The organism is Pseudomonas monteilii (genome assembly GCA_001534745.1).
Taxonomy (GTDB): domain Bacteria; phylum Pseudomonadota; class Gammaproteobacteria; order Pseudomonadales; family Pseudomonadaceae; genus Aquipseudomonas; species Aquipseudomonas alabamensis.
Window position 1 is genome coordinate 3,058,818 of the sequence record CP013997.1, and the last position, 24,438, is coordinate 3,083,255.

Consider the following 24,438-nt stretch of genomic DNA (forward strand, 5'->3'; position numbering starts at 1 on the left):
TCCCCATCTGGTGATAGTTAAGCCCCCCTACCCTGCAGCAGTAGGACGACTCGGCGGCAAGTCTAGCAGACCCGCCGGTGCGTTAGAGAACCCTACGCGCGACTAAGTTTCAGCCACACCCGCAAATTTTTCCCTTAATTTGTCGAGTGCGCGCTTGTACCGCATCTTCGTCGCGCTCAAGCCCATGTGCATGATATCTGCGATTTCCTGGAATTCCAGTTCTGCGACGAAGCGCAGCACTAAAATTTCCCGGTCGATCGGGTTGACGTGGACCAACCAGCGGTCCAGCCCGCCCTTTTCTTCGGCCTTCGGTGCCTTGTCCTCGGACGCCTCTTCGAGGGGGTCCAAGCTCAAGGCATCCATCAGCCGGCGCTTGCGGCGCTCTTTACGGTACTGCGTGATGCATTCGTTGTAGGTGATGCTGTAGAGCCAGGTCTTGAACTTCGATTTCCCCTCGAAATTCTTCAACCCGTACAACACCTTCAGCATCACTTCCTGACAGACATCGTCGGCATCCCGGTCGTTCCCGAGATAACGCGCACAGACGTTGAACAGGGTGCGCTGATAGCGCCGCATGAGTTCCTCATAGGCGCGGGTCACGTGAAACAGCTCCTCATGCGAACGCGCCACCAGCTCCTCGTCGGAGAGTGCTTGGGGGTCATAGCGCATGGGCAGCGGATGAGCTTTATTCAACACGAATCTGGCCGACAGTCAGGACAATGTCGCCGCGTGGCCCGGGGGCCCGTTTTCGCGGCGGCATACAGTAACAGCTTTTCAACGGTCAGCGACGACTGACGTGTCGCTCGAGCAGCTCGCGATTAGACACCGAGACCAGCTCGCCCTCGTCGGTCAGCAACGTGGTTTTGACCGTGCCGATCTCCTCGATCTGCCCTTCGACCTCGCCAATCCGCACCTCTTGCCCGACCTGGAACAGTTCGCGCACGTAGATCCCGGCCATGATCTGCCCGGCAATTTCACGGCTACCCAGGCCCATGGCCAAGGCAACGGCCAGACCAACGGTAATCAAACCGATGACGATGACATGGTTGAGCAGGTCGGTCTTGACCTCCAGCTGGCTGATCGCCACTGAAATGCTGATCAGGATCACCAGCCCCTGGGCGATACGGCCGACGCCGGCGGCGTATTCCAGCCCGATGCCTTCGGCGGCACCGCGCGTCAGGCCATTGACCAGTTGCGCGAGCAGGACACCGGCCAGCAGGACGATGGCCGCGCCGAAGACCTTCGGCAGGTACAGCGCCAGCATGTCCAGGGTCGAGGACACCCGCTCCAGGCCCAGCGACTCGGCCGCCGAGACCAGGAAGATGAGCAGCACGAACCAGTAGACGATCTTGCCGATCAGGGTCGAGATCGGCACCTGGATGCCGACCCGGCCGAGCATCTTGGTCAAGCCGGTACCGCTCATCAGGCGGTCCAGGCCAAGCTTGGCCAACAGCTTGGACAACAGCGTGTCGAGCAGCTTGGCGACGACGAAGCCCAGCAGCACCACGACCAGGGCGCCGAACAGGTTGGGGATGAAGTTAGCCACCTTGGTCCAGAGGGCAGTCATGGCGGTGACCAGGCTCTGGGTCCACAGATCGAGTTCCATATTCAGTCGGCCTTATCAGCGTTGCCAGCGGCAGGGGTACGACGCACCGGCGCGACATGCGCCGAGCCGTTGTTGATGGCGATCATCAGGCCCTGGACGCAACGGCCCAGCAGCGAGAACAGATCGCCCGCACCGACCTGGCGGTTGGCGGTTTTGAGGACACGACCCAGGCAGGCGGCGTCGTCTCGGTCCTTGCCGGACGGCGATGCCTTGAGCAGGTCGCGCAGGGATTCTTCAAACGGATCGTGCATGGGCACCTCGCGCAATGTGAGTCAAAGACGAGACCGCCGGAGCATGGGTCACACTTGCCGCGTCGCTAAATGTGACACTCGACAGGGCCGTGACCCTTCCTTGCGACGCGGCGCAGGGCGCACACCTCACGGTTCGGTCCAGCGCAGCTTGCGGAACAGCCACCATTGGCCGACGGCCAGCGCGAGCACCAGCAAGCTGGCATAGAGGAACCCATGGGGGTTGTCGGCCCCGGGAATGCCACCGACGTTGATGCCCAGCAGGCCGGTGAGAAAGCTCATCGGCAGGAAGATGCAGGTGATGATGCCGAAGCGGTACATGGTCATGTTCATGCGCTCGCCACGCCGCCGGTCCTCGCTCTCCAGCAGCAGCGCCGCCCGCTCACGGGTCAGCTCCAGCTCCTCGAGGTGACGGATCAGGCTGTTGCTCAGCTCGTTCCAGTAGTCCAGGTCACTGTCGGCGAACCAACTCCACTTGTGCCGGGCCAGTTGCGCATAGATGTCACGCTGCGGCGCCAGGAAACGCCGCAGTGCGGCCGCCCGACGGCGGATCTGCTGCAGGCTGCCGTGGGCCGGGGTGTAGCGCTCGTCGGCATCGACCCGTTCCTCTTCGTCATCCACCGACTCGCTGAGGTCGGTGACCAGGGCCTGGACCTTGTCGGTCAACAGCTCCCCCATCACCAGCAACAGTTCTGACGCACTCTTGGGCCCGCGCCCCTCGGCCAGTTGCTGCAGCAACTCATCACTGGCGCGCAAAGGGCGCAGGCGCAGCGAAATGACCCGGCGCGCATCGGCGAAGATGCGCACCGAGACCATGTCTTCAGGCTCGGCGCCCGGGTTCAGGTTGACCCCGCGCAAGAACAGCAGCAATTGTTCCTGGGCCTGGGGCAACAGGCGCGGACGGGTATTCTCTTCCAGCAGCAGCTCGGTGGCGAACTCGCTCACGCCACTGTCACGCAGCAGCCATTCGCGGGTCTGCGGATGACCGCGATCCCAGTGCAGCCAGAGGCTTTCTTCCGGCTGCAGCTGCAGCCCGTGCAATTCAGTGCGGGCGATCGGACGCGCGCCGCCCTGGCCATCGAGCACCAGGGCATGCACCAGGCCCCACTGGGCGTTTTCTTCCTCGAACATTCCTGCTCCAACGACGCCCGTGGCGCGTCACTCCGGCATGCGCAACGGGCTGGGGGAAACGATCACGCCGTTGTTGTCGGCGTACAGATAGTGACCGGGGTGAAAGGTCACGCCCGCGAAGGTGACCGGTACATCGATGTCGCCCAGGCCACGCTTTTCGGTGGCCAGCGGGTGGCTGGCCAGCGCCTGCACACCGACATCGGTCTGCGCCAGCGCATCCACGTCGCGCACGCAACCGTAGATCAGCAAGCCGGCCCAGCCATTCTTGGCGGCCTTGGCGGCGAGCATGTCGCCCAGCAGCGCCCGGCGCAGCGAACCACCACCGTCGACGACCAGCACCCTGCCCTCGCCCGGCTGCTCGACCTGCTCGCGGACCTTGGAGTTGTCTTCGAAGCACTTGAGGGTGGTGATCGGCCCGCCAAAGGAATCACGGCCCCCGAAGTTGCTGAACATCGGCTCCAGCACCTGGATCAAGTCCGGGTAGGCATCGCACAGATCAGGCGTCAGGTAATGCTGCATGGCACACTCCTTTCAATCGCGGGGCTGTCGAGGGGCTTTTCCACGCCGGTCGGCGCGAGCCTGAACGATCATCCTTCAGGCTCGCCACCGGGTCAAATCGATGTTCAGCCCGCCACCGCCTCGCCCAGCGGCGCCACAGGTTCGGGCAAGAGCGTGTCCGGGCGCTCGAGCCATTGACGCACCAGTGGCCAGACCTGCACCTGGGCCTCCTTGCTCACCAGCATCTCGACATGCCCCAAGGCCGCGAAGCCAGGCTCCTGCCCCAGGCACAGGAAGCGCTTGCGCGTGCTGCCCAGCTGGTCGAACAAGGCCTGGCAGGCCCAGGCCGGGTCCTGGGTATCGGTGCGACTGGTCACCGCCAGCACCGGCACCTCGACCTGCGCCAGGCCTGCCCACCAGTCGTGCTTGCCCTCGCCGAAGCGGCCGAACAGCCCATGCCAGCGCATCACCTCGATGGCCAGCCCGACCGGCTCGTCTTCAGGCCCGCGCTTCAGACGTGGCCCCGACACCTGCCCATAGCGCTTGATCACGCGACGGGCGAGCCACTCCACCAACGGCACCTTCAACGCCCAGGAAAAATGGCTGACCTGGGTACCGAACAGCGCGACGCTGGCCACCTGGCTCGCGGACAGGTGCCCACCGCCCAGGGCGGCCGCCAAGGTGATGCCGCCCAGGGAGTGGGCCACCCAGTGCGGTACTTGCCCGGACTGTTCCTGGACGAAGGCGGCGATCGCCGGCAGGTCTTCGCGGGCATAGTCGGCCACGCGGTTGTCGCGCCAGTGACGGTTGCGCGGCGACAGGCCATGGCCACGCATCTCGGGGATCCAGACATCGAACCCGGCACGGACCAGGAATGCGCCCAGGCCGATGCCCTTGGGCGAGAACCAGAAGCGTCGATTGGAGAAGCTGCCATGCAGCAGGATCACCGGCACGCCACTGGCCTGTGCCTCGCTGGCCAGGCCCAGGCGGGTCACGGCCAGCTCGACCGAGGGGTCCGAGCCGGTACCGGCCTTGATGCGGTAGACGTCTTCGCTGAGGTCGCCGCGTCGCTCGGCACTGAGCAACGCTACGGGAAACAGGGTACTGCTGCTTTGCATAGGGTACTTGCACGAAAAAGGGCAAGGCTCATCGCTGAGCCTCGCCCTGGACAATCCACACACGGACGTGCCAGGCACGTCCGCGCCTCATCGCATCACACGGCGCCCTGGTTTTCCGCCAGGAAGAACCAGGTCTCGAGCACCGAGTCCGGGTTCAGCGACACGCTTTCGATGCCCTGCTCCATCAGCCACTTGGCCAGGTCCGGATGATCCGAAGGCCCCTGGCCGCAGATGCCGATGTACTTGCCGGCCTTGTTGCACGCGGCGATGGCATTGGCCAGCAGTTTCTTCACCGCAGGATTTCGCTCGTCGAACAGGTGCGCAATGATACCCGAATCGCGGTCCAGGCCCAGGGTCAGCTGGGTCAGGTCGTTGGAGCCGATGGAGAAGCCGTCGAAGTACTCGAGGAACTCATCGGCCAGCAGCGCGTTGGACGGCAGCTCGCACATCATGATCACGCGCAGGCCGTTGTCACCACGGGCCAGGCCGTTTTCGGCGAGCAGGTCGACCACCTGACTGGCCTCGCCCAGGGTGCGCACGAACGGCACCATGATCTCGACGTTGGTCAGGCCCATCTCGTTGCGCACGCGCTTGAGCGCCCGGCACTCGAGCTCGAAGCAGTCGCGGAACGCCTCGCTGATGTAGCGCGAGGCGCCGCGGAAGCCCAGCATCGGGTTTTCTTCTTCCGGCTCGTAGAGCTTGCCGCCGATCAGGTTGGCGTACTCGTTGGACTTGAAGTCCGACAGGCGCACGATGACCTTCTTCGGGTAGAAGGCCGCGGCCAGGGTGCTGATGCCCTCGACCAGTTTCTCGACGTAGAAGCCCACCGGGTCGTCGTAGCCGGCGATGCGCTTGTCGACGCTGTCCTTGAGCTCCGGCGGCAGACCGGCGTAGTTCAGCAGCGCCTTGGGGTGCACGCCGATCATGCGGTTGATGATGAACTCCAGGCGCGCCAGGCCGACTCCGGCGTTGGGCAGCTGGGCGAAGTCGAAGGCCCGGTCGGGGTTGCCGACGTTCATCATGATCTTGAACGGCAGCTCGGGCATGGCATCGACCGAGTTCTGCTTGATGTCGAAGCCCAACTCGCCTTCGAAGATGTAGCCGGTGTCGCCTTCGGCGCAGGACACGGTCACGCCCTGGCCGTCCTTGAGCAGCTGGGTGGCGTTGCCGCAGCCCACCACCGCCGGGATGCCCAGCTCGCGGGCGATGATCGCCGCGTGGCAGGTGCGCCCGCCGCGGTTGGTGACGATGGCGCTGGCGCGCTTCATCACCGGTTCCCAGTCCGGGTCGGTCATGTCCGAGACCAGCACGTCACCGGGCTGGACCTTGTCCATCTCCGAGACGTCCTTGATCACCCGCACCTTGCCGGCGCCGATGCGCTGGCCGATGGCCCGGCCTTCGACCAGCACGGTGCCCTTCTCTTTGAGCAGGTAGCGTTCCATGACGTTGGCGCTGGAGCGGCTCTTCACCGTCTCGGGGCGCGCCTGGACGATGTACAGCTGCCCGTCGTCACCGTCCTTGGCCCACTCGATGTCCATCGGCCGCTGGTAGTGCTGCTCGATGATCATCGCCTGCTTGGCAAGCTCCGCGACTTCGGCGTCGCTCAGGCAGAAGCGCGCGCGCTCGGTACGGTCGACGTCGACGGTCTTGACCGAGCGACCGGCCTTGGCTTCGTCGCCGTAGATCATCTTGATCGCCTTGCTGCCCAGGTTGCGGCGCAGGATCGCCGGACGCCCGGCCTGCAGGGTGGCCTTGTGCACGTAGAATTCGTCCGGGTTCACCGCGCCCTGGACCACGGTTTCGCCCAGGCCGTAGGCGCCGGTGATGAACACCACGTCACGGAAGCCCGATTCGGTGTCGAGGGTGAACATCACCCCGGCGGTGCCGGTTTCCGAACGGACCATGCGCTGCACACCGGCGGACAGGGCCACCAGCTTGTGGTCGAAGCCCTGGTGCACGCGGTAGGCGATGGCGCGGTCGTTGAACAGCGAGGCGAAGACTTCCTTGGCGGCGCGGATCACGTTGTCCACGCCACGGATGTTGAGGAAGGTCTCCTGCTGCCCTGCGAACGAGGCGTCCGGCAGGTCTTCGGCGGTGGCCGAGGAGCGCACGGCGACGGCCATGTTGTCGTTGCCGCCGGCCATCTCGGCAAAGGCGCTGCGGATCTCGGCGTCCAGGCGAGACGGGAACTCGGCGTCCATGACCCACTGGCGGATCTGCGCGCCGGTCTGGGTCAGCGCGGCGATGTCGTCGACGTCCAGGGCATCCAGGGCAGCATGGATACGGTCGTTCAGGCCACTCTGCTCGAGAAAGTCGCGGTAGGCTTGAGCCGTAGTGGCGAAGCCGCCCGGCACCGAGACGCCGGCGCCGGCGAGGTTGCTGATCATCTCGCCGAGGGATGCGTTCTTGCCCCCTACGTGCTCCACATCATGGACGCCGAGCTTATCGAGGGAAACTACGTACTCTACCAAGGTGATCTCTCCACTGATTGTTTTGGAAAAGCTGGAAGTGCTCGATCCTCGACGAAGGCGGGGCCGAGCGTGTGTAGTCCTGACCTGGAAAATAAGTGAAACTGTCGACCGCTGCATGCGATAAAACGAACTTATCATATTCCACGCGCGCCATCAGCCAAGGTCCAGGGTGCCCATGAAGCGAACCGCATTCTTTATTTCCGACGGGACCGGCATCACGGCCGAGACCCTGGGTCAGAGCCTGTTGGCCCAGTTCGATACCATTCCCTTCAACAAATTTACCCGACCCTACATCGACACCCTCGACAAGGCACGGGCCATGGTCCAGCAGATCAACGCCGCCGCCGACCGCGATGGCGTCAGGCCGATCATCTTCGACACCATCGTCAACCAGGACATCCGTGAAGTCCTGGCCACCTCCAATGGCTTCATGATCGACATCTTCTCGACCTTTCTCTCGCCCCTGGAGCAGGAGCTGACCGCACACTCGTCGTACTCGGTGGGCAAGTCGCACTCCATTGGTGGCAACTCCAACTACATGGAGCGCATCGAGGCGGTGAACTTCGCCCTGGACAACGACGATGGCGCCCGCACGCATTATTACGACAAAGCGGACCTGATTCTGGTGGGTGTGTCTCGTTGTGGCAAGACCCCGACCTGTTTGTACATGGCCATGCAGTTCGGCATCCGCGCAGCCAACTATCCATTGACCGAAGACGACATGGAGCGCCTGCAGCTGCCGGCGGTGCTGAAGAAGTACCAGCACAAGCTCTTCGGCCTGACCATCGACCCTGATCGGTTGACCGCCATTCGCCACGAGCGCAAGCCCAACAGTCGGTATTCGAGCTTCGCCCAGTGCGAGTTCGAGGTGCGGGAGGTGGAAAGCCTGTTCCGGCGGGAGAACATCGCGCACATCAACTCGACGCATTTTTCGGTCGAGGAGATTTCGGCGAAGATCCTGGTGGAGAAAGGGGTGGAGCGGCGGTTCAAGTGAGTGGGTTTACAGACTAGGGTTTACCAGAAAGCCCTGGGGCCGCATTGCGGCCCCAGGTTTTCCAAGCGTCAAGGTGAAAGAAGGCCTGCACACGCGGCACAGGCCCCTTTCCTACAATGCCCTTGCGGTTACTGCACCTGCCCGCTCAACGCCAGGTCCACCAGCTCGCGGTTGGCCACCGCGTACATGGCGTAGTCGTTGCCGCTGGCGTTGCGCAGATCCTCCAGCATGGCTTTCCAGCGCTCGACCATCGGCCGGTGCTGCTCGCACCACAGCGCCACACGCTCGTCCATGTCCTGCGGGGCATCGGCCATCTGCAGAACGGAAATGGTGATCGCGCGCTGCTGCAGGTCGATGTCGTCGCGGAAGGCTTCGCGGGCCAGGGCCTGCCAGTTGTTTTCCACCGGCAGGTTGCCGATCTCCTGCAAGTACCAGGTCAGGTCCAGCGAGCTGGCCACGGCGAAGAAGGCCTTGGCCACCTGGGCCGGGTCATGCCCGGTGACGTCGGACGCCTCGATGATCGGCAACAGGGCATACAGGTGCGTGGTGCCTGCCACCATGCGCGCCAGCAGTTCCGGCACGCCGGCCTTGGCGAAGCTCTGGTAGCGCACCTGCCAGCGCTCGCGGGTCGGCCCTTCGAGCAGTTCGTCGAGCTTGAGGCCCAGGCGCGCGATGATCGGCCCGAAGTGCGCCACGTCGCGGCCGGCATCCTGTTCGCCACGGCGATTGCGCAGGAACCAGCGCGTGGCCCGACGGCCCAGGCGCATCAGCTCGTCCATCAGGGTCAGCTGGATCTCGGCTGGCACCTGGTAGTCCAATGCCTCGATCTGGCGGAACCAGTGTGGCAGGTGGAACACGTCGCGCACCGTCACGTAGGCCCCGGCGACATTGGCCGGGCTGGCGCCAGTGGACTCCTTCAGCCGCTGGACGAAGGTGATGCCCATGTTGTTGACCAGGTCGTTGGCGATCTGGGTGCTGACGATCTCGCGCTTGAGTCGGTGACGCCGCATCGCATCGGCGAAGGTGTGCACCAGCGAAGGCGGGAACGCGGTTTCCATGTCGCGCGTCAGGTAATCGTCATCCGGCACCTGCGACTTGAGCAACTGCTCCTTGAGGTCGATCTTGCTGTACGAGATCAGCACCGACAGTTCGGCGCGGGTCAGCCCCTGGCCGGCGGCCAGGCGTTCGGCCAGCTGTTCCTCGGTCGGCAGGAACTCGATGGCACGGTCGAGCTTGCCGCGTGCCTCCAGGTCGGCCATCAGCCGCTTGTATTCGGCGATACGCTCCCGGGCCCGGCGTGCCGCCAGCGACAGCGCCTGGGTCTGCTTGTAGTTGTTGCCCAGCACCAGCGCACCGACTTCCTCGGTCATACTGCCCAGCAGCTGGTTGCGCTGCTTTTCGGTCATGTCACCGGCCTGCAGCACTTCGTTGAGCAGGATCTTGATGTTGACTTCGTGGTCGGAGCAGTCCACGCCACCGGCGTTGTCGATGAAGTCGGTGTTGGTGGCGCCGCCATGCAGGCCGAACTCGACCCGGCCAAGCTGGGTCATGCCCAGGTTGCCGCCCTCGCCCACCACCTTGCAGCGCAGCTCGTTGCCGTCGACGCGCAGTGCGTCGTTGGCCTTGTCGCCCACATCGGCGTGGGTCTCGCGGCTGGACTTGACGTAGGTACCGATGCCGCCGTTCCAGAGCAGGTCCACCGGCGCCTTGAGCAAGGCATTGAGCAGTTCGGTGGGGGTCAGTCGGTCGGCCTCGATGGCGAAGCGTTCCTTCATCTGTGCGGTGATGCCGATGCTCTTGGCGCTGCGCGGGAAGATCCCGCCGCCCTCGGAGATCAGGCTGCTGTCGTAGTCGGTCCAGGCCGAACGCGGCAGGTCGAACAATCGCTGGCGCTCGGCAAAGCTGCGCGCCGGGTCCGGGTTCGGGTCGATGAAGATGTGCAGGTGGTTGAAGGCCGCCACCAGCTTGAGCTTGTCGGACATCAGCAGGCCGTTGCCGAACACGTCGCCGGCCATGTCGCCGATGCCGATCACCGTAACCGGGTCTTCCTGGACGTTGATGCCCCGCTCACGGAAGTGACGCTGCACGCCGACCCAGGCGCCACGGGCGGTGATGCCCATCTTCTTGTGGTCGTAGCCTGCCGAGCCGCCCGAGGCGAAGGCGTCGCCCAGCCAGAAGCCGTAGTCGATGGCGATGCCGTTGGCGATGTCGGAGAAGGTCGCGGTGCCCTTGTCCGCCGCCACTACCAGGTAGGGGTCATCGTCGTCATGGCGCACCACGTTGGCCGGTGGCACCACCTCGCCTTCGCGCAGGTTGTCGGTGATGTCCAGCAGGCCCGAGATGAAGATCCGGTAGCAGGCGATGCCTTCGGCCTGGATGTCGTCGCGGCTGCCGCCCAGGGGCAGACGGCGCGGCAGGAAGCCACCCTTGGCGCCCACCGGCACGATGACCGAGTTCTTCACCTGCTGGGCCTTGACCAGGCCGAGCACTTCGGTACGGAAGTCCTCTTCGCGGTCGGACCAGCGCAGGCCACCCCGGGCCACGTTGCCGAAGCGCAGGTGCACGCCCTCGACCCGCGGGGAGTAGACGAAGATCTCGAACTTCGGCACCGGCTTGGGCAGCTCGGGGATGGCGCGCGGGTTGAACTTGAAGCTGAAGTAGGCCTTGGCCTGGCCGTTGGCGTCCGGCTGGTAGAAGTTGGTGCGCAGCGTGGCCTTGATCAGGTCCAGGTAGCGACGCAGGATGCGGTCCTCGTTGAGCACCTGAACATCGTCCAGGGCCGTGACGATGGCCTGTTCCAGGCGCTGCTGCTTGTCCTCCAGGTCTTCCTGGGTCAGCTTGCGCGCCAGGTAGAAGCGGGTCTTGAACAACCGGGTCAGCTCGCGGGCGATGTCGGTGTGGTTGTTCAGGGTGCTGGCGATGTACCCCAGGTCGAAGCCCAGGCGGATCTGCTTGAGGTAGCGCGCGTAGGCACGCAGCAGGGCCACGTCGCGCCATGGCAGGCCGGCGGTCAGCACCAGGCGGTTGAAGGCATCGTTCTCGGCATCGCCGTTGACGATGTGGATGAACGCGTCCTGCAGCGTGTCGTTGAGCTGCTGGATGTCCAGGTTCAGGCCTTCGCTGTAGGTGAAGGCGAAGTCATGGATCCAGTATTCGCGGCCATTGGTGTGACGCAGGCGGTACGGGAACTCGCCCAGCACGCGCAGACCGAGGTTCTCGAGGATCGGCAGGACGTCCGACAGGGCCAGCGGCGTGTCGGCGTGGTACAGCTTGCAGTGCAACTGGCGTTCGCCGACCTGAGTCAGCGGCTGGTAGAAGCTCATGGCCAGCGGCTTGGCGTCGGACAGCGCCACCACGTGCTGCAGATCGACCACCGCCGAGTGTGGGGCGAAGCGTTCGCGGTACCCGGCCGGGAAGCCTTTCGGGAAATTGGCCAGCACGTGGGTGCCCTTGCCTTCACCGAAGCTTTCGATCACCAGCGCCGAGTAGTCGTCGTTCCACGACCGGCAGGCCTGGACCACTTCGTGCTCCAGCTGCTGGGGATCGATCTCGATGCGGTTCTTCGGGTCGACGCGCAGGATCAGCTGCACGCGTGCCAGGACCGATTCGGAGAAGAACGTCCAGAACTCGCAGTCGGTGGCCTGCAACCGGTCCATCAGGACCTGCTGGATCTTCTGGCGCACTTCGGTGGAATAGATCTCGCGTGGCACGTAGGCCAGGCAGTAGCAGAAGCGCCCGTACGGATCCTTGCGCAGGAACACGCGGATCTTGTTGCGTTCCTGGATCTGCACGATCGACATGACGGTGCTGAACAGCTCGTCGGTCGGGGTCTGGAACAGGTCGTCACGCGGCAGCACCTCGAGGACCTGGGTCAGCTCCTTGCCCAGGTGCGCCTTGGGGTCGAACTGCGAGCGTCGCTCGACTTCGGCGACCTTGCTGCGGATGTAGGGGATGGTGTGCACGCTCTCGGCATACACCGACGAGGTGTACAGGCCCATGAAGCGGCATTCCTTGATGACCTTGCCGTCGGCGTCGATCTCGCGGATCGATACGTAGTCCGGGTAGCCTGGACGGTGCACGCGGCTGGGCTGCGAGGCCTTGGCGAAGGACAGCAAGCGCGGTTCGCGCAGGTAGCTGACCGCATAGTCCTCGATGCGCAGGTCCTCGGCGCTCAGGCCGGTGCGCAGCAGGCGGGTCAGGCCCAGGAACGAATTCGGGTCATAGGCCAGGTGGCCACCCCCGGCATCGCTCTCGACCACGAACTCTTCGTAGCCCAGGAACGTGAAGTGGTTGTCCAGCAGCCAGGACAAGAAGCCCTGCACGTCGGTCTTCTCGGCCTCGGCAGGGGCGAAGGCGCTTTGCTCGACCAGCGCTTGCAGGTCGCGGATCTTGGCCTTCATCGGTTCGAAGTCTTCGACCACGATGCGCACTTCGGCCAGGACCTTCTCGATCTCGCGGGCCAGCACGCTGAGGTCGGCAGCGTTGGCACAACGGTCGATCTCCAGGTACATCAGCGACTCGTGGCCCACGTCCTCGCCCTGGGTAGCCTTGGGCAGCAGCTCGAGCAGTTCGCCACTGGCACCGCGGCGCACGCTCAGCACCGTGGTCTGCAGGGTGTGGATGCTGTAGCCGCGACGGTTCAGCTCGGTCCGCACGGAGTCGACGAGGAACGGCAGGTCGTCATGCAGCACTTCGACCACGGTATGGGTCGATTGCCAGCCGTGGCGCTCGTAATCGGGGTTGTAGACGCGTACTTGCGGCTGCCGGGGGTCGAATCGTTCGATGATTCGCCAGGCCGACAGGGTCGAGCCGATCAGGTCGGACAGCCTGCGCTGGGTCAGCTCTTCGAGGGGGATGATGCCGAAGAACTGCTCGGCGAACAGGGTCACTTGAGGCAGGGCCTGTTCGCTGATGTGCTGCGCCAGGGCCGCTTGCAGTTGTCGCTGGAAGTCGGCCTTGCTGGCTGCGGTGAAGAACGCCATCTGTTTACTCCGCTTGTGCTTTTTGGTGTAGGAAGCATCGCGCTGCCCGCCTGGCCCGGCCCGACCGAAGTCTGGAGCCGGTACGTTGGCGGTGGAACAAGGCGTGAGACGGTGCTCGGCGCCTATCCGTTCCCGAGGATGGCCATCTGCAAAAGCGACTGCCCAGGGGCTGTGCCTTTACGGGTGACCATCGACCATGCAGCTTAACGACTGACCGGTCACTGCGGCTTGCAGGGCTGCGACATATTCGGTCATCGCTCGGCAGGCGAAGGTGCAGGCCGGGACAAAAGGCTGGCAGAATCGCGCTTCGACTCAATGGAAGCTGACCGCATGCAACTCAACGCCGCCCTGCTGATCGCCACTCCGTGCGATGAAGAAGAAGAGAACATGGCCACCCTGTGCTGCTCGTGCACCGGTGGGCAGATGTTCCTGATGACGCGCTACCCGGACGAAGACACGCTCGACCTGACCTTGGGCGAGGATTTCTCCACCCTCGACGCGCTGACGGTGACGCTGGGCCGTGAGCGGCTGCTGATCGAGGTGGCCGAGGGTGATCGCGATGCGCTCAACGGGCAGACCCGCCTGGAGATCCTGCACAGCACCGAGGGCGAGGACTGGCAGGAGGTGGCGCTGACGTTGCGCACGATTCTGGAGGGGATCGGGACGTTGGTGGTGGAGGACTGAAAATGGGATCAGGTGAGGCACGGGGCTGGCTGCGGTGCGGGGCTGACGTGGTTCGGATCGGCGGCCAGTGGGCTGGTTTTACGGGCCCGTTGGGCCCGATCGCGGCACTGGGGCCGCTCCTACACCCGTAGCCCCACCGCAGGGTTGCAGGCTATCGCGGTCACCTGTAGGAGCGGACCCCGCCGGGGCGCCGGACCGGCCGCGATCGGGCCCAACGGGCCCGTAAAAGCAGCGCCGCCGACTCACCCGCCAGCTGGAAAAGCACAGCCCCCCGCCACGCTTACCGCCCCAACATGATCCACAGATGACCGCGATAGCCTGCAACCCCGCGGTGGGGCTACGGGTGTAGGAGCGGCCCCAGTGCCGCGATCGGGCCCAACGGGCCCGTAAAAACAGCGCCGCTGACTCACCCGCCAGCTGGAAAAGCACAGCCCCCACCACGCTTACCGCCCCAACATGATCTTCACCCCAAGCCCGACGAACACCGTCCCCGCCACCCGGTCGAGCACCTTCCCCGCCCCTGGCCGACGTCGCAGCCACTGCCCGATCGCGCCGGAAAAATACCCCAGTACCCCGAACAGCACCGCCGCCTGCAGCGTGAAGATCAGCCCGAGCGCGCCCAGCTGCAACGCGACCTCGCCCTGCTCGGCCACCACGAACTGGGGCAGGAACGAGAGGAAGAACAGCACCACCTTCGGGTTGATCGCATTGGCCAGGCACCCCTTGAAGAACAACCGTGCGAGCGAGACGTCTTCGCCCTGCACGGTCGCCACCTGCACCGCCCCGGCACTGCGCCAGGCGTTGTAGCCCAACCAGACCAGGTACAGACCACCGACGATCTTGAGGACGGTGAACGCCGTGGGCGACGCGGCGATCAGCGCGCTGACGCCGATCACGGCCAGCACGGTGTGGCTGAGGCAACCGAAGGCGCAACCCAGGCCAAAGGCGATGCCATGCCGGCGCCCTTTCGACACCCCCATGCCCAGGACCATCAGGTTGTCCGGCCCTGGGGTGGCGGTGATCAGGAGCGCAGCGAGGAGAAAGCCGAGGCATTGGTGCAGGGTCAGCATGGGGAGGTCCGTTTCAAAGTGGCAAAGGGCAAAGGGCAAAGGGCAAAGGGCAAAGGGCAAAGGGCAAAGGGTCGCTGGCAGCCGAACGGCTGTCAACCGACCCTGGCGTTTTCACCGCCTGTCATGGCCCGGCGACTCACACGCTCTTGGTCACCCCGCCATCGACCCTGAGGTTCTGCCCGGTGATGTACGCCGCGCCTTCACTGGCCAGAAACGCGATGGTCGCGGCCACTTCTTCGCTGCGCCCATAGCGCTGCAATGGCACGCTGGCCCGACGCTCCTCGGTGGCGGGCAGGCTGTCGATCCAGCCGGGCAGGACGTTGTTGATGCGCACGTTGTCAGCGGCATAGGCATCGGCGAACAGCTTGGTGAAGGCCGCCAGCCCTGCGCGGAAGACGCCCGAGGTAGGAAACAGCGCGTTCGGCTCGAAGGTCCAGGCGCTGGAGATGTTGATGATCGCGCCGCCGCCCTGCGCTTGCATGATCGGTGCTACCAGGCGGGTCGGACGGACGACGTTGAGCAGGTAGGTGTCCAGGCCGGTGTGCCAATCGGCGTCGCTGAGTTCGAGGATCGGTGCCCGTGGCCCGTGGCCGGCGCTGTTGACCAGCACGTCCACCCGCCCCCAGCGCGCCATGACCGCGTCCACCAGCCGTTGAAGATCGTCCACGGACTGGTTGCTGCCGGTGACACCGACGCCGTCCAAGCGCTTGGCCAGGGCCTCGCCCTTGCCCGATGACGACAGGATGCCGACCTTGAAACCGTCGGCGGCCAGCCGTTGCGCTGCCGCCGCGCCCATGCCGCTGCCACCGGCCGTGATGATTGCTACCTTTTCGACTGTCATGTTGCCTCCGATCGCGTGAGAAGTCCGTGAGCGAACACTCTAGCGAGCAGGTCGCCTGCGAGGCAGACAGCACTTGGCTGCCCAGCCAGTAGCTCAGCTATCGGCTGCTTGCTGCTTCAACCAGTCGACGACGGCCGGCAAGGCGCTCGAGTGACCTGGCTTGCGCGGCCACACGACGTAGAACGCGGCATCGGGGCGCACGATGTGATCGAGCACCTGCACCAGGCGACCGCTGGCCAGGTCGCGGGCGATGAAGGCATGGTCGACCAGGGCGATGCCCTGCCCGTCGAGCGCCGCCTCGATCGCCAGGGAGGTCTGGTTGAAACGTACGTGCCGTGCGGTAGTGCGGATGATCGACGGGCCGACAGCGGCGAGCAACAGGGGCCACAGGTCATGGGCATCGTGCAGGATCGCCACGTCGTCCGCCCAGGGCGTTGTCAGCACCCCGTGCGCGTCCAGTAGCCGAGGGCTGGCCACGGCCACGACGCGCGGCTCGAACAGCAACTCGGCATTGAGCCCGGCACCGAACGGAGGCCGCCCATGGCGCACGGCCAGGTCCACCCGATCGGCCTGGAACTGCGCCAGCCGATCGCTGGCCAGCACGTTCAGGTCGATGCGGGGGTGACGCTCGGCGAACAGACCAAGCCGGGGAATCAGCCAGCGCGAGGCGAAGCTGGGGGTGACGCTGACGGTGATCTGTCCGGCGTCGGGGTAGAGCCGCTGGGTCGCCGCCTCGATCAGGCTCAGCGCTTCGCGTACGCTGGTGCTGTAGCCGTGCCCGGCGGCGGTCAGCGCCACCCCTCGCGCCAGCCGCTCGAACAGGCGAATGCCCAGGTGCGCCTCGAGCCCGCGGATCTGCTGTGCGACCGCCGCCTGGGTCACCCCCAGCGCTTCGGCGGCCAGCCGAAAATTGCCCTGCTGCGCCACCGCGTCGAAGACACGCAGCGCGTTGAGCGAGGGCAAGGCAGGCGCAGTGGTGGGCACGAGGGTCACGACCTGGAACGAGTCAACAAAGTAAGGCCATGAGGCTACCGTCATTATCAGGCAAAAGAAATGCACAGCGCTCGGCGGCGGCGCCTCCTGCCCCGGCTGAACATTCCCATGACGAGGCCAGTCACACGCACAGCGACCGCACGAGGTGACCCCAATGAGTCTGATACCCGACCTGTCCACCCCCGCCCATGCCCTGATCTGTGGGGCGAGCCAGGGTATCGGGCTGGCGCTGTGCGAGGCCCTGCTGGTCCGAGACGATGTGGCCTGTGTCTGGGCCGTGGCGCGTACCGCCACGCAGAGCCCAAGGCTGGCGGCACTGAGCCAACGCCACGGTGAACGCCTCAGGCGGCTGGACTGCGACGCGCGCCAGGAGGCGTTGCTCGCCGAACTGGCCGCCCAGGTGGGCTGCCAGGGCACGCCCTTGAACCTGGTGATCAGCACCTTGGGCATCCTGCATCAGGACGGCGCGCGGGCCGAAAAGAGCCTGGCGCATGTGGACCTGGCCAGCCTCCAGGCGAGTTTCGCGACCAACACCTTCGCGCCAGTGCTGCTGCTCAAGCACCTGCTGCCCCTGCTGCGCAAGCAGCCAGCGACCTTCGTCGCGCTGTCGGCCCGGGTCGGCTCCATCACCGACAACCGCCTGGGCGGGTGGTACAGCTACCGGGCCAGCAAGGCTGCGCTCAACCAGCTGCTGCGTACTGCCAGCATCGAACTGCGTCGCCTCAACCCTGCCTCGACGGTGCTGGCGTTGCACCCAGGAACCACCGATACGCAGCTCTCCGAGCCGTTCCAGAAGAACGTGCCAACCGAGCAATTGTTCGACCCGGCGTTCGCGGCGCGCTGCCTGCTCGAGCAGGTGGCGCGGCATGGTACAGCCGACAGCGGCAGCTTCTGGGCCTGGGACGGCCAGCCGATCGACTGGTAAGGGGCACGTCCCTGCATTGAACGTCTGCCCGTCGATTTGTAAGCTGTCGTACCCTTCGCATCGGCGACGGGCCTGACAAGGACGACATTCGGCATGTGGCAGCAGATCGTGAGTTTCGCGTGTGTCATCGCGATTTTTCTGGGGTTGTTGAAGCTCATCCCGTACCAGCGGGCACGCTCGCGTCGCCAATTGGACGATGAGTTCGCGGCAGCGCTGGGCGCGCAGGGCATCCAGCACTGGGCGCTGCTGGTGGACAAGGTGACGTTGCCCAGCACCGACCGGACCGCCGAGGTGTACCGGATCGTGCGAGCCGATACGGGCAGCCACTTCCTCTACACCAAGATCGGCAGCGCGAAGGGCGTGCTCATGCCGCTGTCCCGCGAACGCGCCTTGCAGGCCGCGCGTATGGTGGGTCGGTAGCGCCGACAGAAGCCTGATGCGGTTGTCTGGTAGGCCAGTTGCCTGAAAACGGGTACGCTGTCGCTCGGCCCGATGCTGCCCGCCGCTCGCCCCTCGTTGGAAGGTGAAAGTATCGTCCCCCTGCCCTTTGCACGTCTTTTGACAGTCGAGCCCCGGCAACGCGAGCACCTGACGCTTCACTGTTCAGGAGGCACCATGATCACCGTCGCACGCGCCAAACAGATGGCCAAATCCCTGCGCACCTCGCTCGCGGCTCAGCAGCACGCGCTGTCGCACTCGACCGCGTTGGAACTGGTCGCCCGACAACTGGGTTACAAGGACTGGAACACCGCCGCTGCGGTCCTGCCCGCCGAGCCTGACCCCACCTCGATCCGCTTCGAGCGTCCGATACCGATCCTGCGCATGTTCGACGAAGCCAAGGCGCGGGAGTTCTACCTGGAGTTCCTGGGGTTCAGCGTCGATTTCGAGCACCGTTTCGAACCGGGTCTGCCTTTGTACCTGGGGCTGGTACGCGCCGGGCTGCACCTGCACCTGTCCGAACACCACGGCGATGCCAGCCCGGGCTCGACGGTGTTCGTGTGGATGCACCAGGTCGAACGCCTGCGCGATGAACTGCAGGCCAAGGGGTACGGCTACGGGCGGCCCGAGATCGTCGAACAGCCGTGGGGCAGGTTGCTGGAAGTGCATGACCCGTTCGGCAACCGGATCCGGTTCTGTGAAGCCTGAGTGACGCGGCGACGGCTATCGCGGGCAAGCCCGCTCCCACAACCTGCTTGCGCAGCCATGCCTACATTGACGGCTGCAGAGGTCTGGGTGGGAGCTGGCTTGCCAGCGATAGGGCCCTGCCAGGCGCCGCATGCGATCGGGCATGTACAGAGTAGAAAAGACAGTTGCTCCCATAGGCCCGTGATCGCCTGCACCACTGCGCTGTAACTACGGGTGTGGGAGCGGGCTTGCCCGCGATGGCGTCGGCCCCGTCACCCTGCCGCGCGCCGCTTACACGCTGCCGTCGCGCAACAACGCATTGACGTTCGCCCCCAGCGTGTCCAGCCCGAACGGCTTGGTCAGCACGGCCGTGGCGGCCTCGTCCACACACGGGTCGAGCACGTGGGGGTGGGCGTAACCGGTCATGAACAGCACCGGCAGACCGGGTCTCAGCTCGCGGCCGGCCTGCGCCAGGCGGCGGCCGTTCATCCCGCCCGGCAGGCCAATGTCGGTGACCAGCAGGTCGATACGCTGGGCCGAGCGCAGTCGCTCCAACCCGCTGGCGCTGTCCGATGCCTCGATCACGTGGTACCCCAGGCCGCCGAGCACTTCGCTGACGAACATGCGCACCGACGACTCGTCGTCCACCACCAGCACCACCTCGCCCGAGGCGACCGGCGTGCTGCCTGCGCCTTCAGGCACCGGTTCGGCCACCTTGGCCTGCAGCTCATGCACAGGCAGCTGCAACGACACCCGGGTGCCCTCGCCTTCCTGCGAGCAGATCCGCACCTGCCCGCCGGACTGCTTGGCGAACCCATAGATCATCGACAACCCAAGCCCGGTGCCCGCCCCCACCGGCTTGGTGGTGAAGAACGGTTCACATGCCCGAGCCAGGGTGTCCGGGCTCATGCCTGCGCCGTTGTCGGTCACGCGAATGGTCAGGAAGCGCCCGGGGTTCAGCTCGGCGTCCAGGTCCGGACCGGTGGCCAACTCACTGTCGAAGGTCTCGATGAGGATATCGCCGCCTTCACCCAGCGCATCGCGGGAGTTGATGCACAGGTTGAGCAAGGCGTTTTCCACTTGCGCCGGGTCGACCAGGCAAATGTTGGCCTGGGCCCGTGCCTGTACCGTCAGGTTGATGCCAGGCCCGACCGAGCGGCGGATCAGCTCTTCGATGCCGACCACCAGGGCGTTCACGTCGGTGTGCACCGGCAGCAGCGTCTGGCGCCTGGAAAACGCCAGCAGCCGGTGGGTCAGCGCCGCCGCACGCTGGGCCGCGCCCCGGGCCACGGACAGGTAGCGCTCGAGGTCGGCGGTGCTGCCCTGGGCGAAACGCAGGCCGATCAGGTCGAGGCTGCCGGTGATGCCGGCCAGCAGGTTGTTGAAGTCGTGCGCGATGCCCCCGGTCAATTGCCCGACGGCTTCCATCTTCTGCGACTGGCGCAGGGCAGCTTCAACTGCCTCGCGCTCGGCGATGGCATCGGCGATCCGCGCCTCGAGGGTCCGGTTGAGTTCGAGCAAGGCCGTCTCGGCGTTCTTCTTGGCGGTGACGTCGATGGACGAGCCGATCAGCCCCACCACCTCGCCTTCGTCATCGACCAGCGGCGCCTTGACCGAGAGCCAGACGGCTGCCGAACCATCGGGCATGTCGACGTGCTCCTCGACCTGCTCGGCCTTGCCGGCCTGCATGATGCGCTGGTCGGTCTCCATGATGCGCAAGGCCTGGGCCTTGTCCTCGAGGAACTCCAGGTCGGTCTTGCCCAGGTAGAACTCCGGCGGCTTGCCGATCAGGCGTGTGGTGCCGTGGTTGGCCACCAGCATGCGGCCGTCGCGGTCCTTGGCATAGACCACACCCGGCACGGCTGCGGCGAACGTGCGCAGCAGCGTGGACATGCGATCCCGCTCGGCTTCGGCGGCGCGGCGCGATTCGATGTCCATGAGGATGCCTGGGAAGCGAATCGCCACCCCCTCGGTGTCGAGTTCGACGCGGCCATTGGCCTCCACCCAGCGGAACGAACCATCGGCATGCCGTACCCGATACTCGCAGCGGTAGGCGCCGCCGCGCTGCACCGCCTGGTGGATGCTGTCGGACACCCGCTCGCGATCATCGGGGTGGATCGAGACGAAGGCATGCTCGATCGGCATGCCGCTCAGGCATTGACGCACCGGCAGGCCGAAAGTGCGTGAAAAGCGTTCGTCGGCCTTGACGCAGTTGTCCGGGATGTCCCAGACCCAGGTGCCGATGATCGCACCGGCATCCAGCGCCAACTGCAGGCGTTCCACCGCATCATGGGGGAATCCCGGCGCCTGCGCCGCTACCGCGTCATCTGTGAAAAGGGCCTGAGCACTGTCTCGGTCCATGCAAGGTCTCGATAGTCGTTCTGCAAAAGGACATCGGGGATCGCGCCCTTCCCGTCGATTGCCTGATCGTGCCGGTCTGGGGTAACCGACTGCCGTGTAAGTGTAGGAAAGCTCTGACACCTTGAGCAGCGTCATGATACGGCGCCCATCATAAACAGATCGTGTGGGCGTGCCGAGTGGTGGCATCACCGCTCGTGTCCAGCCGTCGGCGCGAGGCATTCAGAGGCCGCACATATTTGACCACGCGATCAACTCTGCTTAGGGTGAGCGGCCTTTTCGCAGTCGAGCGTCTCATGTCTGTCCGTACCTCCATCCCCTACACGGTCTACCTGCTGGGGTTGACCATCTTCTCGCTGGTGACCGCCGAATTCATGGTCGCCGGCATGATGCCCGCGCTGGCCCAGGCGTTTTCCGTCAGCCTGGCGCAGATCGGCAACCTGATCGCCTATTACGCGGTCGGCATGGCGCTGGGTGGGCCGCCGGTCACGGTGCTGCTGCTGGCCAAGGGCGTGAGCAACAAGCGGGCGCTGGTAGGACTGCTGGGCGTGTACGTGGCTGCGGGCGCGCTGGCCGCGGCTGCGTCGTCCTATGAAGTGCTGGCGCTGGCACGGATCGTCATGGGCGTCTCGAGCGCAGCCTGCATCGGGTTGTGCATGACACTGTGCGCAGGCCTGGTCACCCCTGAGTACCGGGGCCGGGCCGTGGCCATCGTCCTGGCGGGGCTGATGCTGTCGCCGGTGATCGGCGTGCCGTTGACCGCCTGGGTGTCCCAGCATGCCGGTTGGCGCGCCAGCTCCTGGCTGGTGGTCGGCCTGGCCCTGGCCTGCACGCTGCTGGCGGCCACACGCCTGCCGCACGAGGATGCCCACGGCGATGCGGGGTTGCGCCGCCAGTTGGCGACCGTCCGCAACCGAGGGCTGTGGGCAGCCTACCTGACCAGCGGCCTGATCATCGGCGCGACGTTCGCAGCGTTCAGCTACTGCACGCCGATCTTCATCGAGGAAGTCGGCATCGCCCCTGAACACATCGCGCCACTGCTGGCGCTGTACGGCGTGGCCAACGTCATCGGCAATGCCGTGGTGGGACGGCATGCCGACCGCCACATGCATGCGCTGTTGACCGGCGGGCTGGTGCTGATGGTGCTGGCGCTGGCGGGCTTCGCCCTGGCCGAAGGCCGCGTGTGGCTGAACGTCGGCTGCTTCCTGGCCTTGGGCCTGACCGGGGTGGCGTTGAACCCGGCGATGGTGGCGCGGGTGATGACGGCTGCCGAACCGGTGGCGCTGGTCAATACCCTGCACACGTCGGTGATCACGGCAGGGCTGGCGTTCGGCAGCTGGGCGGGCGGCGCGGCGATCAGCGCCGGGTTCGGCCTGCGCGCGCCGCTGTGGGTGGGCGTCGGGATGGCGGTCTTGGGCCTGCTGAGCATGGGGTTCGCCTACGCAGGACGCTCGGCGCCACGCGAACTGGCATGCGGGGTCGCCCGCTAGGCCTCAGCGGGCGCGCCGCCACGCACGCCAACCGCAGAGCAGCAGCACGGCGCCGGGAACCAGCAGACCGCAGGCGGTGTACAGGAACGCCGGTTGACCGGCGGTGCCGATGGCCACGAAGGTCATGCCCAGAATGGTCAGCGGCAGGCCGGCGAACAGGTACGGCGTGCGGGGGGTGGGGTTCATGTCGAGCATCCTTTCGATCGGGTGGGCAGGTTGTGCTGGAGACAGCATAAAGCAGGGCCGGCCTGGTTGCCTATGGCAAGAGGCGGTGGTGAGGGGAATGGGGTCTGGGCGGTTGGGGTGCAGGTTTGCCTGACGTGCCGGGGTGGCTGACTTCATGGGCCCTGCGGGCCCAATCGCGGCACAGGGGCCGCTCCTACAGGAACCGTGAGCTGGTCTAATGGCCCCGGACACCTCAATAGGTGAAACTACCCCTACTGAGGAGTTTTCATGACCAAGAAATACAGACAATTCGATGCTGCGTTCAAGCTGGAGGTCTGCCGGCTGATCGTCGACCAGGGCCAGAGTGTGAACTCGGTGTGCATGGATCTGAGCCTGAGCGACACGGCCGTGCGCCGCTGGGTTCAGCAGTACAAGGCCGAGCAGCTGGGTGGACCGGGCATCGGCAAGCCGCTTACCAGTGAGCAGCAGCGGATTCGCCAGCTGGAGCAGCAGGTTCGCGAGTTGAAGATGGACAACGACATCTTAAAAAAAGCTACGGCCTTCTTTGCCCGCGAATTGAAGTGATCCACCAGCTGGTTCACCAATTGCAACGCAAGGCCTACCCGGTGGCACGTGTCTGCCGGGTACTGCGGATCAGTCGCTCGAGGTTCTACGAAGCCCGTCAGCAACAAGCCAGACCGCGTCCGGCCTGTCCGATCACTGCCCGGCTCAAGGCCACCTTCGAATCCACGGAGCGCTGCTACGGAAGCCGCCGCCTGCTCGGCGCACTGCGCAATGAGGGCATGGTCATCGGTCGCTTCAAGGTCCGCAGCCTCATGAAACAACAGGGCTTACGCCCAGTCTGGAAACGCAAGTTTGTTCATACTACCAACAGCAAGCACAGTTACCCGGTCGCCCCAAACCTGCTCAACCGCCAGTTCACGCCAGCAGGGGTCAATCAGTCTTGGGTAGCTGACATCACGTACATCCGTACCCGCAGCGGCTGGCTGTACCTGGCCGTGGTCATGGACTTGTTCCCGCGCAAGATCGTGGGTTGGGCGATGGCGCCGCACATGCGTGCCGACTTGGTATGCAATGCCCTGCAACTGGCGATTGCGCAAAGGCAGCCGCCACCGGGCCTGATTGCCCACTCCGACCGCGGCAGCCAGTACGCCGGCGTTGCCTATCAGAGCCTGCTGGCACGGCACGGCATGCACTGCAGCATGAGTCGCAAGGGAAACTGTTGGGACAATGCCGTGCTGGAGCGCTTCTTCCTGAACCTGAAGATGGAGCGCGTCTGGCGCAAGGATTACGCCAATCATGGCGAGGCGATCAAGGACATCACGGACTACATCATGCGCTTCTACAACAGGACACGATTGCATTCGACACTAGGCTACCTGGCTCCGAATCAATACGAGCTGAAGGCCGCCTGAAAATCACCGATCAAGGTGTCCGGAAAAAGTTGACCACCGCACCGCGACGGCCTGCCATGCCACGATGGGGTTATGGGTGAGCGGTCTTGTGCCGCGATTGGACCCGCCAGGGCCCACATTAGCACTTGGTAGAAACACTAGAATCTCCCACAGGAACCGCGATGGCCTACCACGCCGCGGTGGTGCTACGGGTGTAGGAGCGGCCCCAGTGCCGCGATTGGGCCCGCCAGGGCCCACATTAGCAATTGGCAGAAACCACAAAAATCTCCCACAGGAACCGCAATGGCCTGCATCGCTGCGGTG

21 protein-coding genes are annotated in these 24,438 nt (G+C 65.2%); 8 read left to right on the forward strand and 13 right to left on the reverse strand.

All coding sequences use genetic code 11. The features are described 5' to 3' along the window. Window positions 1-102: 102 nt before the first annotated feature. From APT63_13005 to APT63_13035, 7 genes are all read right to left on the reverse strand, one after another. Complete coding sequence (locus APT63_13005) at window positions 103-669, reverse strand: RNA polymerase subunit sigma (GenBank protein ID AMA46462.1); 567 nt, start codon at window positions 667-669, stop codon at window positions 103-105. 112 nt (window positions 670-781) lie between these two features. After that, complete coding sequence (locus APT63_13010) at window positions 782-1,606, reverse strand: transporter (protein ID AMA46463.1); 825 nt, start codon at window positions 1,604-1,606, stop codon at window positions 782-784. Window positions 1,607-1,608: 2 nt separating this feature from the next. Continuing rightward, a complete protein-coding gene (locus tag APT63_13015; GenBank protein ID AMA46464.1) occupies window positions 1,609-1,857 on the reverse strand; it encodes a CrfX protein in 249 nt (82 codons plus the stop codon). Between the two features lie 126 nt (window positions 1,858-1,983). After that, the gene (locus APT63_13020; protein ID AMA46465.1) at window positions 1,984-2,985 is read right to left on the reverse strand and encodes a CmaX protein; all 1,002 of its coding nucleotides are present in this window, start codon (window positions 2,983-2,985) and stop codon (window positions 1,984-1,986) included. 27 nt (window positions 2,986-3,012) lie between these two features. Then, window positions 3,013-3,504, reverse strand: a complete 492-nt coding sequence (locus APT63_13025; GenBank protein AMA46466.1) for a ribonuclease activity regulator protein RraA — start codon at window positions 3,502-3,504, stop codon at window positions 3,013-3,015. Window positions 3,505-3,608: 104 nt separating this feature from the next. After that, a complete protein-coding gene (locus APT63_13030) occupies window positions 3,609-4,601 on the reverse strand; it encodes an EstX protein (protein AMA46467.1) in 993 nt (330 codons plus the stop codon). Window positions 4,602-4,696: 95 nt separating this feature from the next. Then, a complete protein-coding gene (locus tag APT63_13035) occupies window positions 4,697-7,072 on the reverse strand; it encodes a phosphoenolpyruvate synthase (GenBank protein ID AMA46468.1) in 2,376 nt (791 codons plus the stop codon). 175 nt (window positions 7,073-7,247) lie between these two features. Here APT63_13035 and APT63_13040 point away from each other — a divergent pair, with 175 nt between their 5' ends. Beyond that, window positions 7,248-8,066 (forward strand): phosphoenolpyruvate synthase regulatory protein, encoded by an 819-nt coding sequence (locus tag APT63_13040; protein ID AMA46469.1) that lies wholly within the window; start codon window positions 7,248-7,250, stop codon window positions 8,064-8,066. 128 nt (window positions 8,067-8,194) lie between these two features. Here the strand turns inward: APT63_13040 and APT63_13045 are convergent, their stop codons facing one another. Then, window positions 8,195-13,048: an NAD-glutamate dehydrogenase gene (locus tag APT63_13045; protein AMA46470.1), complete on the reverse strand. Its 4,854-nt coding sequence runs from the start codon at window positions 13,046-13,048 to the stop codon at window positions 8,195-8,197. 330 nt (window positions 13,049-13,378) lie between these two features. Between APT63_13045 and APT63_13050 the strand changes: the two genes are divergently transcribed. Next, a complete protein-coding gene (locus tag APT63_13050) occupies window positions 13,379-13,732 on the forward strand; it encodes a hypothetical protein (protein AMA46471.1) in 354 nt (117 codons plus the stop codon). A gap of 443 nt (window positions 13,733-14,175) precedes the next feature. Here APT63_13050 and APT63_13055 read toward each other — a convergent pair whose 3' ends face one another. From APT63_13055 to APT63_13065, 3 genes are all read right to left on the reverse strand, one after another. Next, on the reverse strand, window positions 14,176-14,802 hold the full coding sequence (locus APT63_13055) for a lysine transporter LysE (GenBank protein ID AMA46472.1): 627 nt from the start codon (window positions 14,800-14,802) through the stop codon (window positions 14,176-14,178). Window positions 14,803-14,938: 136 nt separating this feature from the next. Continuing rightward, window positions 14,939-15,643, reverse strand: coding sequence for a 3-oxoacyl-ACP reductase (locus APT63_13060; protein ID AMA46473.1), 705 nt, complete (start codon window positions 15,641-15,643; stop codon window positions 14,939-14,941). A 93-nt stretch (window positions 15,644-15,736) separates the two neighbouring features. Further along, window positions 15,737-16,627 carry a LysR family transcriptional regulator gene (locus APT63_13065; GenBank protein ID AMA47897.1) on the reverse strand — a complete coding sequence of 297 codons (891 nt, stop codon included), beginning with the start codon at window positions 16,625-16,627 and terminating at the stop codon, window positions 15,737-15,739. 163 nt (window positions 16,628-16,790) lie between these two features. Here APT63_13065 and APT63_13070 point away from each other — a divergent pair, with 163 nt between their 5' ends. From APT63_13070 to APT63_13080, 3 genes are all read left to right on the forward strand, one after another. Beyond that, window positions 16,791-17,561: a hypothetical protein gene (locus APT63_13070; GenBank protein ID AMA46474.1), complete on the forward strand. Its 771-nt coding sequence runs from the start codon at window positions 16,791-16,793 to the stop codon at window positions 17,559-17,561. 93 nt (window positions 17,562-17,654) lie between these two features. Further along, complete coding sequence (locus tag APT63_13075) at window positions 17,655-17,981, forward strand: hypothetical protein (protein ID AMA46475.1); 327 nt, start codon at window positions 17,655-17,657, stop codon at window positions 17,979-17,981. A 195-nt stretch (window positions 17,982-18,176) separates the two neighbouring features. Next, complete coding sequence (locus tag APT63_13080; GenBank protein ID AMA46476.1) at window positions 18,177-18,707, forward strand: glyoxalase; 531 nt, start codon at window positions 18,177-18,179, stop codon at window positions 18,705-18,707. A gap of 270 nt (window positions 18,708-18,977) precedes the next feature. Here the strand turns inward: APT63_13080 and APT63_13085 are convergent, their stop codons facing one another. Next, on the reverse strand, window positions 18,978-21,047 hold the full coding sequence (locus tag APT63_13085; protein AMA46477.1) for a hybrid sensor histidine kinase/response regulator: 2,070 nt from the start codon (window positions 21,045-21,047) through the stop codon (window positions 18,978-18,980). A gap of 293 nt (window positions 21,048-21,340) precedes the next feature. On the opposite strand from APT63_13085, the gene APT63_13090 reads away from it, so the two are divergent. Then, window positions 21,341-22,534, forward strand: coding sequence for an MFS transporter (locus tag APT63_13090; protein AMA46478.1), 1,194 nt, complete (start codon window positions 21,341-21,343; stop codon window positions 22,532-22,534). 3 nt (window positions 22,535-22,537) lie between these two features. On the opposite strand, the gene APT63_13095 is transcribed toward APT63_13090, so the two are convergent. After that, the gene (locus APT63_13095) at window positions 22,538-22,720 is read right to left on the reverse strand and encodes a hypothetical protein (protein ID AMA46479.1); all 183 of its coding nucleotides are present in this window, start codon (window positions 22,718-22,720) and stop codon (window positions 22,538-22,540) included. A gap of 267 nt (window positions 22,721-22,987) precedes the next feature. Between APT63_13095 and APT63_13100 the strand changes: the two genes are divergently transcribed. Both APT63_13100 and APT63_13105 read left to right on the forward strand, forming a co-directional pair. Continuing rightward, on the forward strand, window positions 22,988-23,284 hold the full coding sequence (locus tag APT63_13100) for a transposase (protein AMA46480.1): 297 nt from the start codon (window positions 22,988-22,990) through the stop codon (window positions 23,282-23,284). Then, on the forward strand, window positions 23,281-24,135 hold the full coding sequence (locus APT63_13105; GenBank protein ID AMA46481.1) for an integrase: 855 nt from the start codon (window positions 23,281-23,283) through the stop codon (window positions 24,133-24,135). The genes APT63_13100 and APT63_13105 overlap by 4 nt, the downstream gene beginning before the upstream one ends. Window positions 24,136-24,438: the final 303 nt, after the last annotated feature.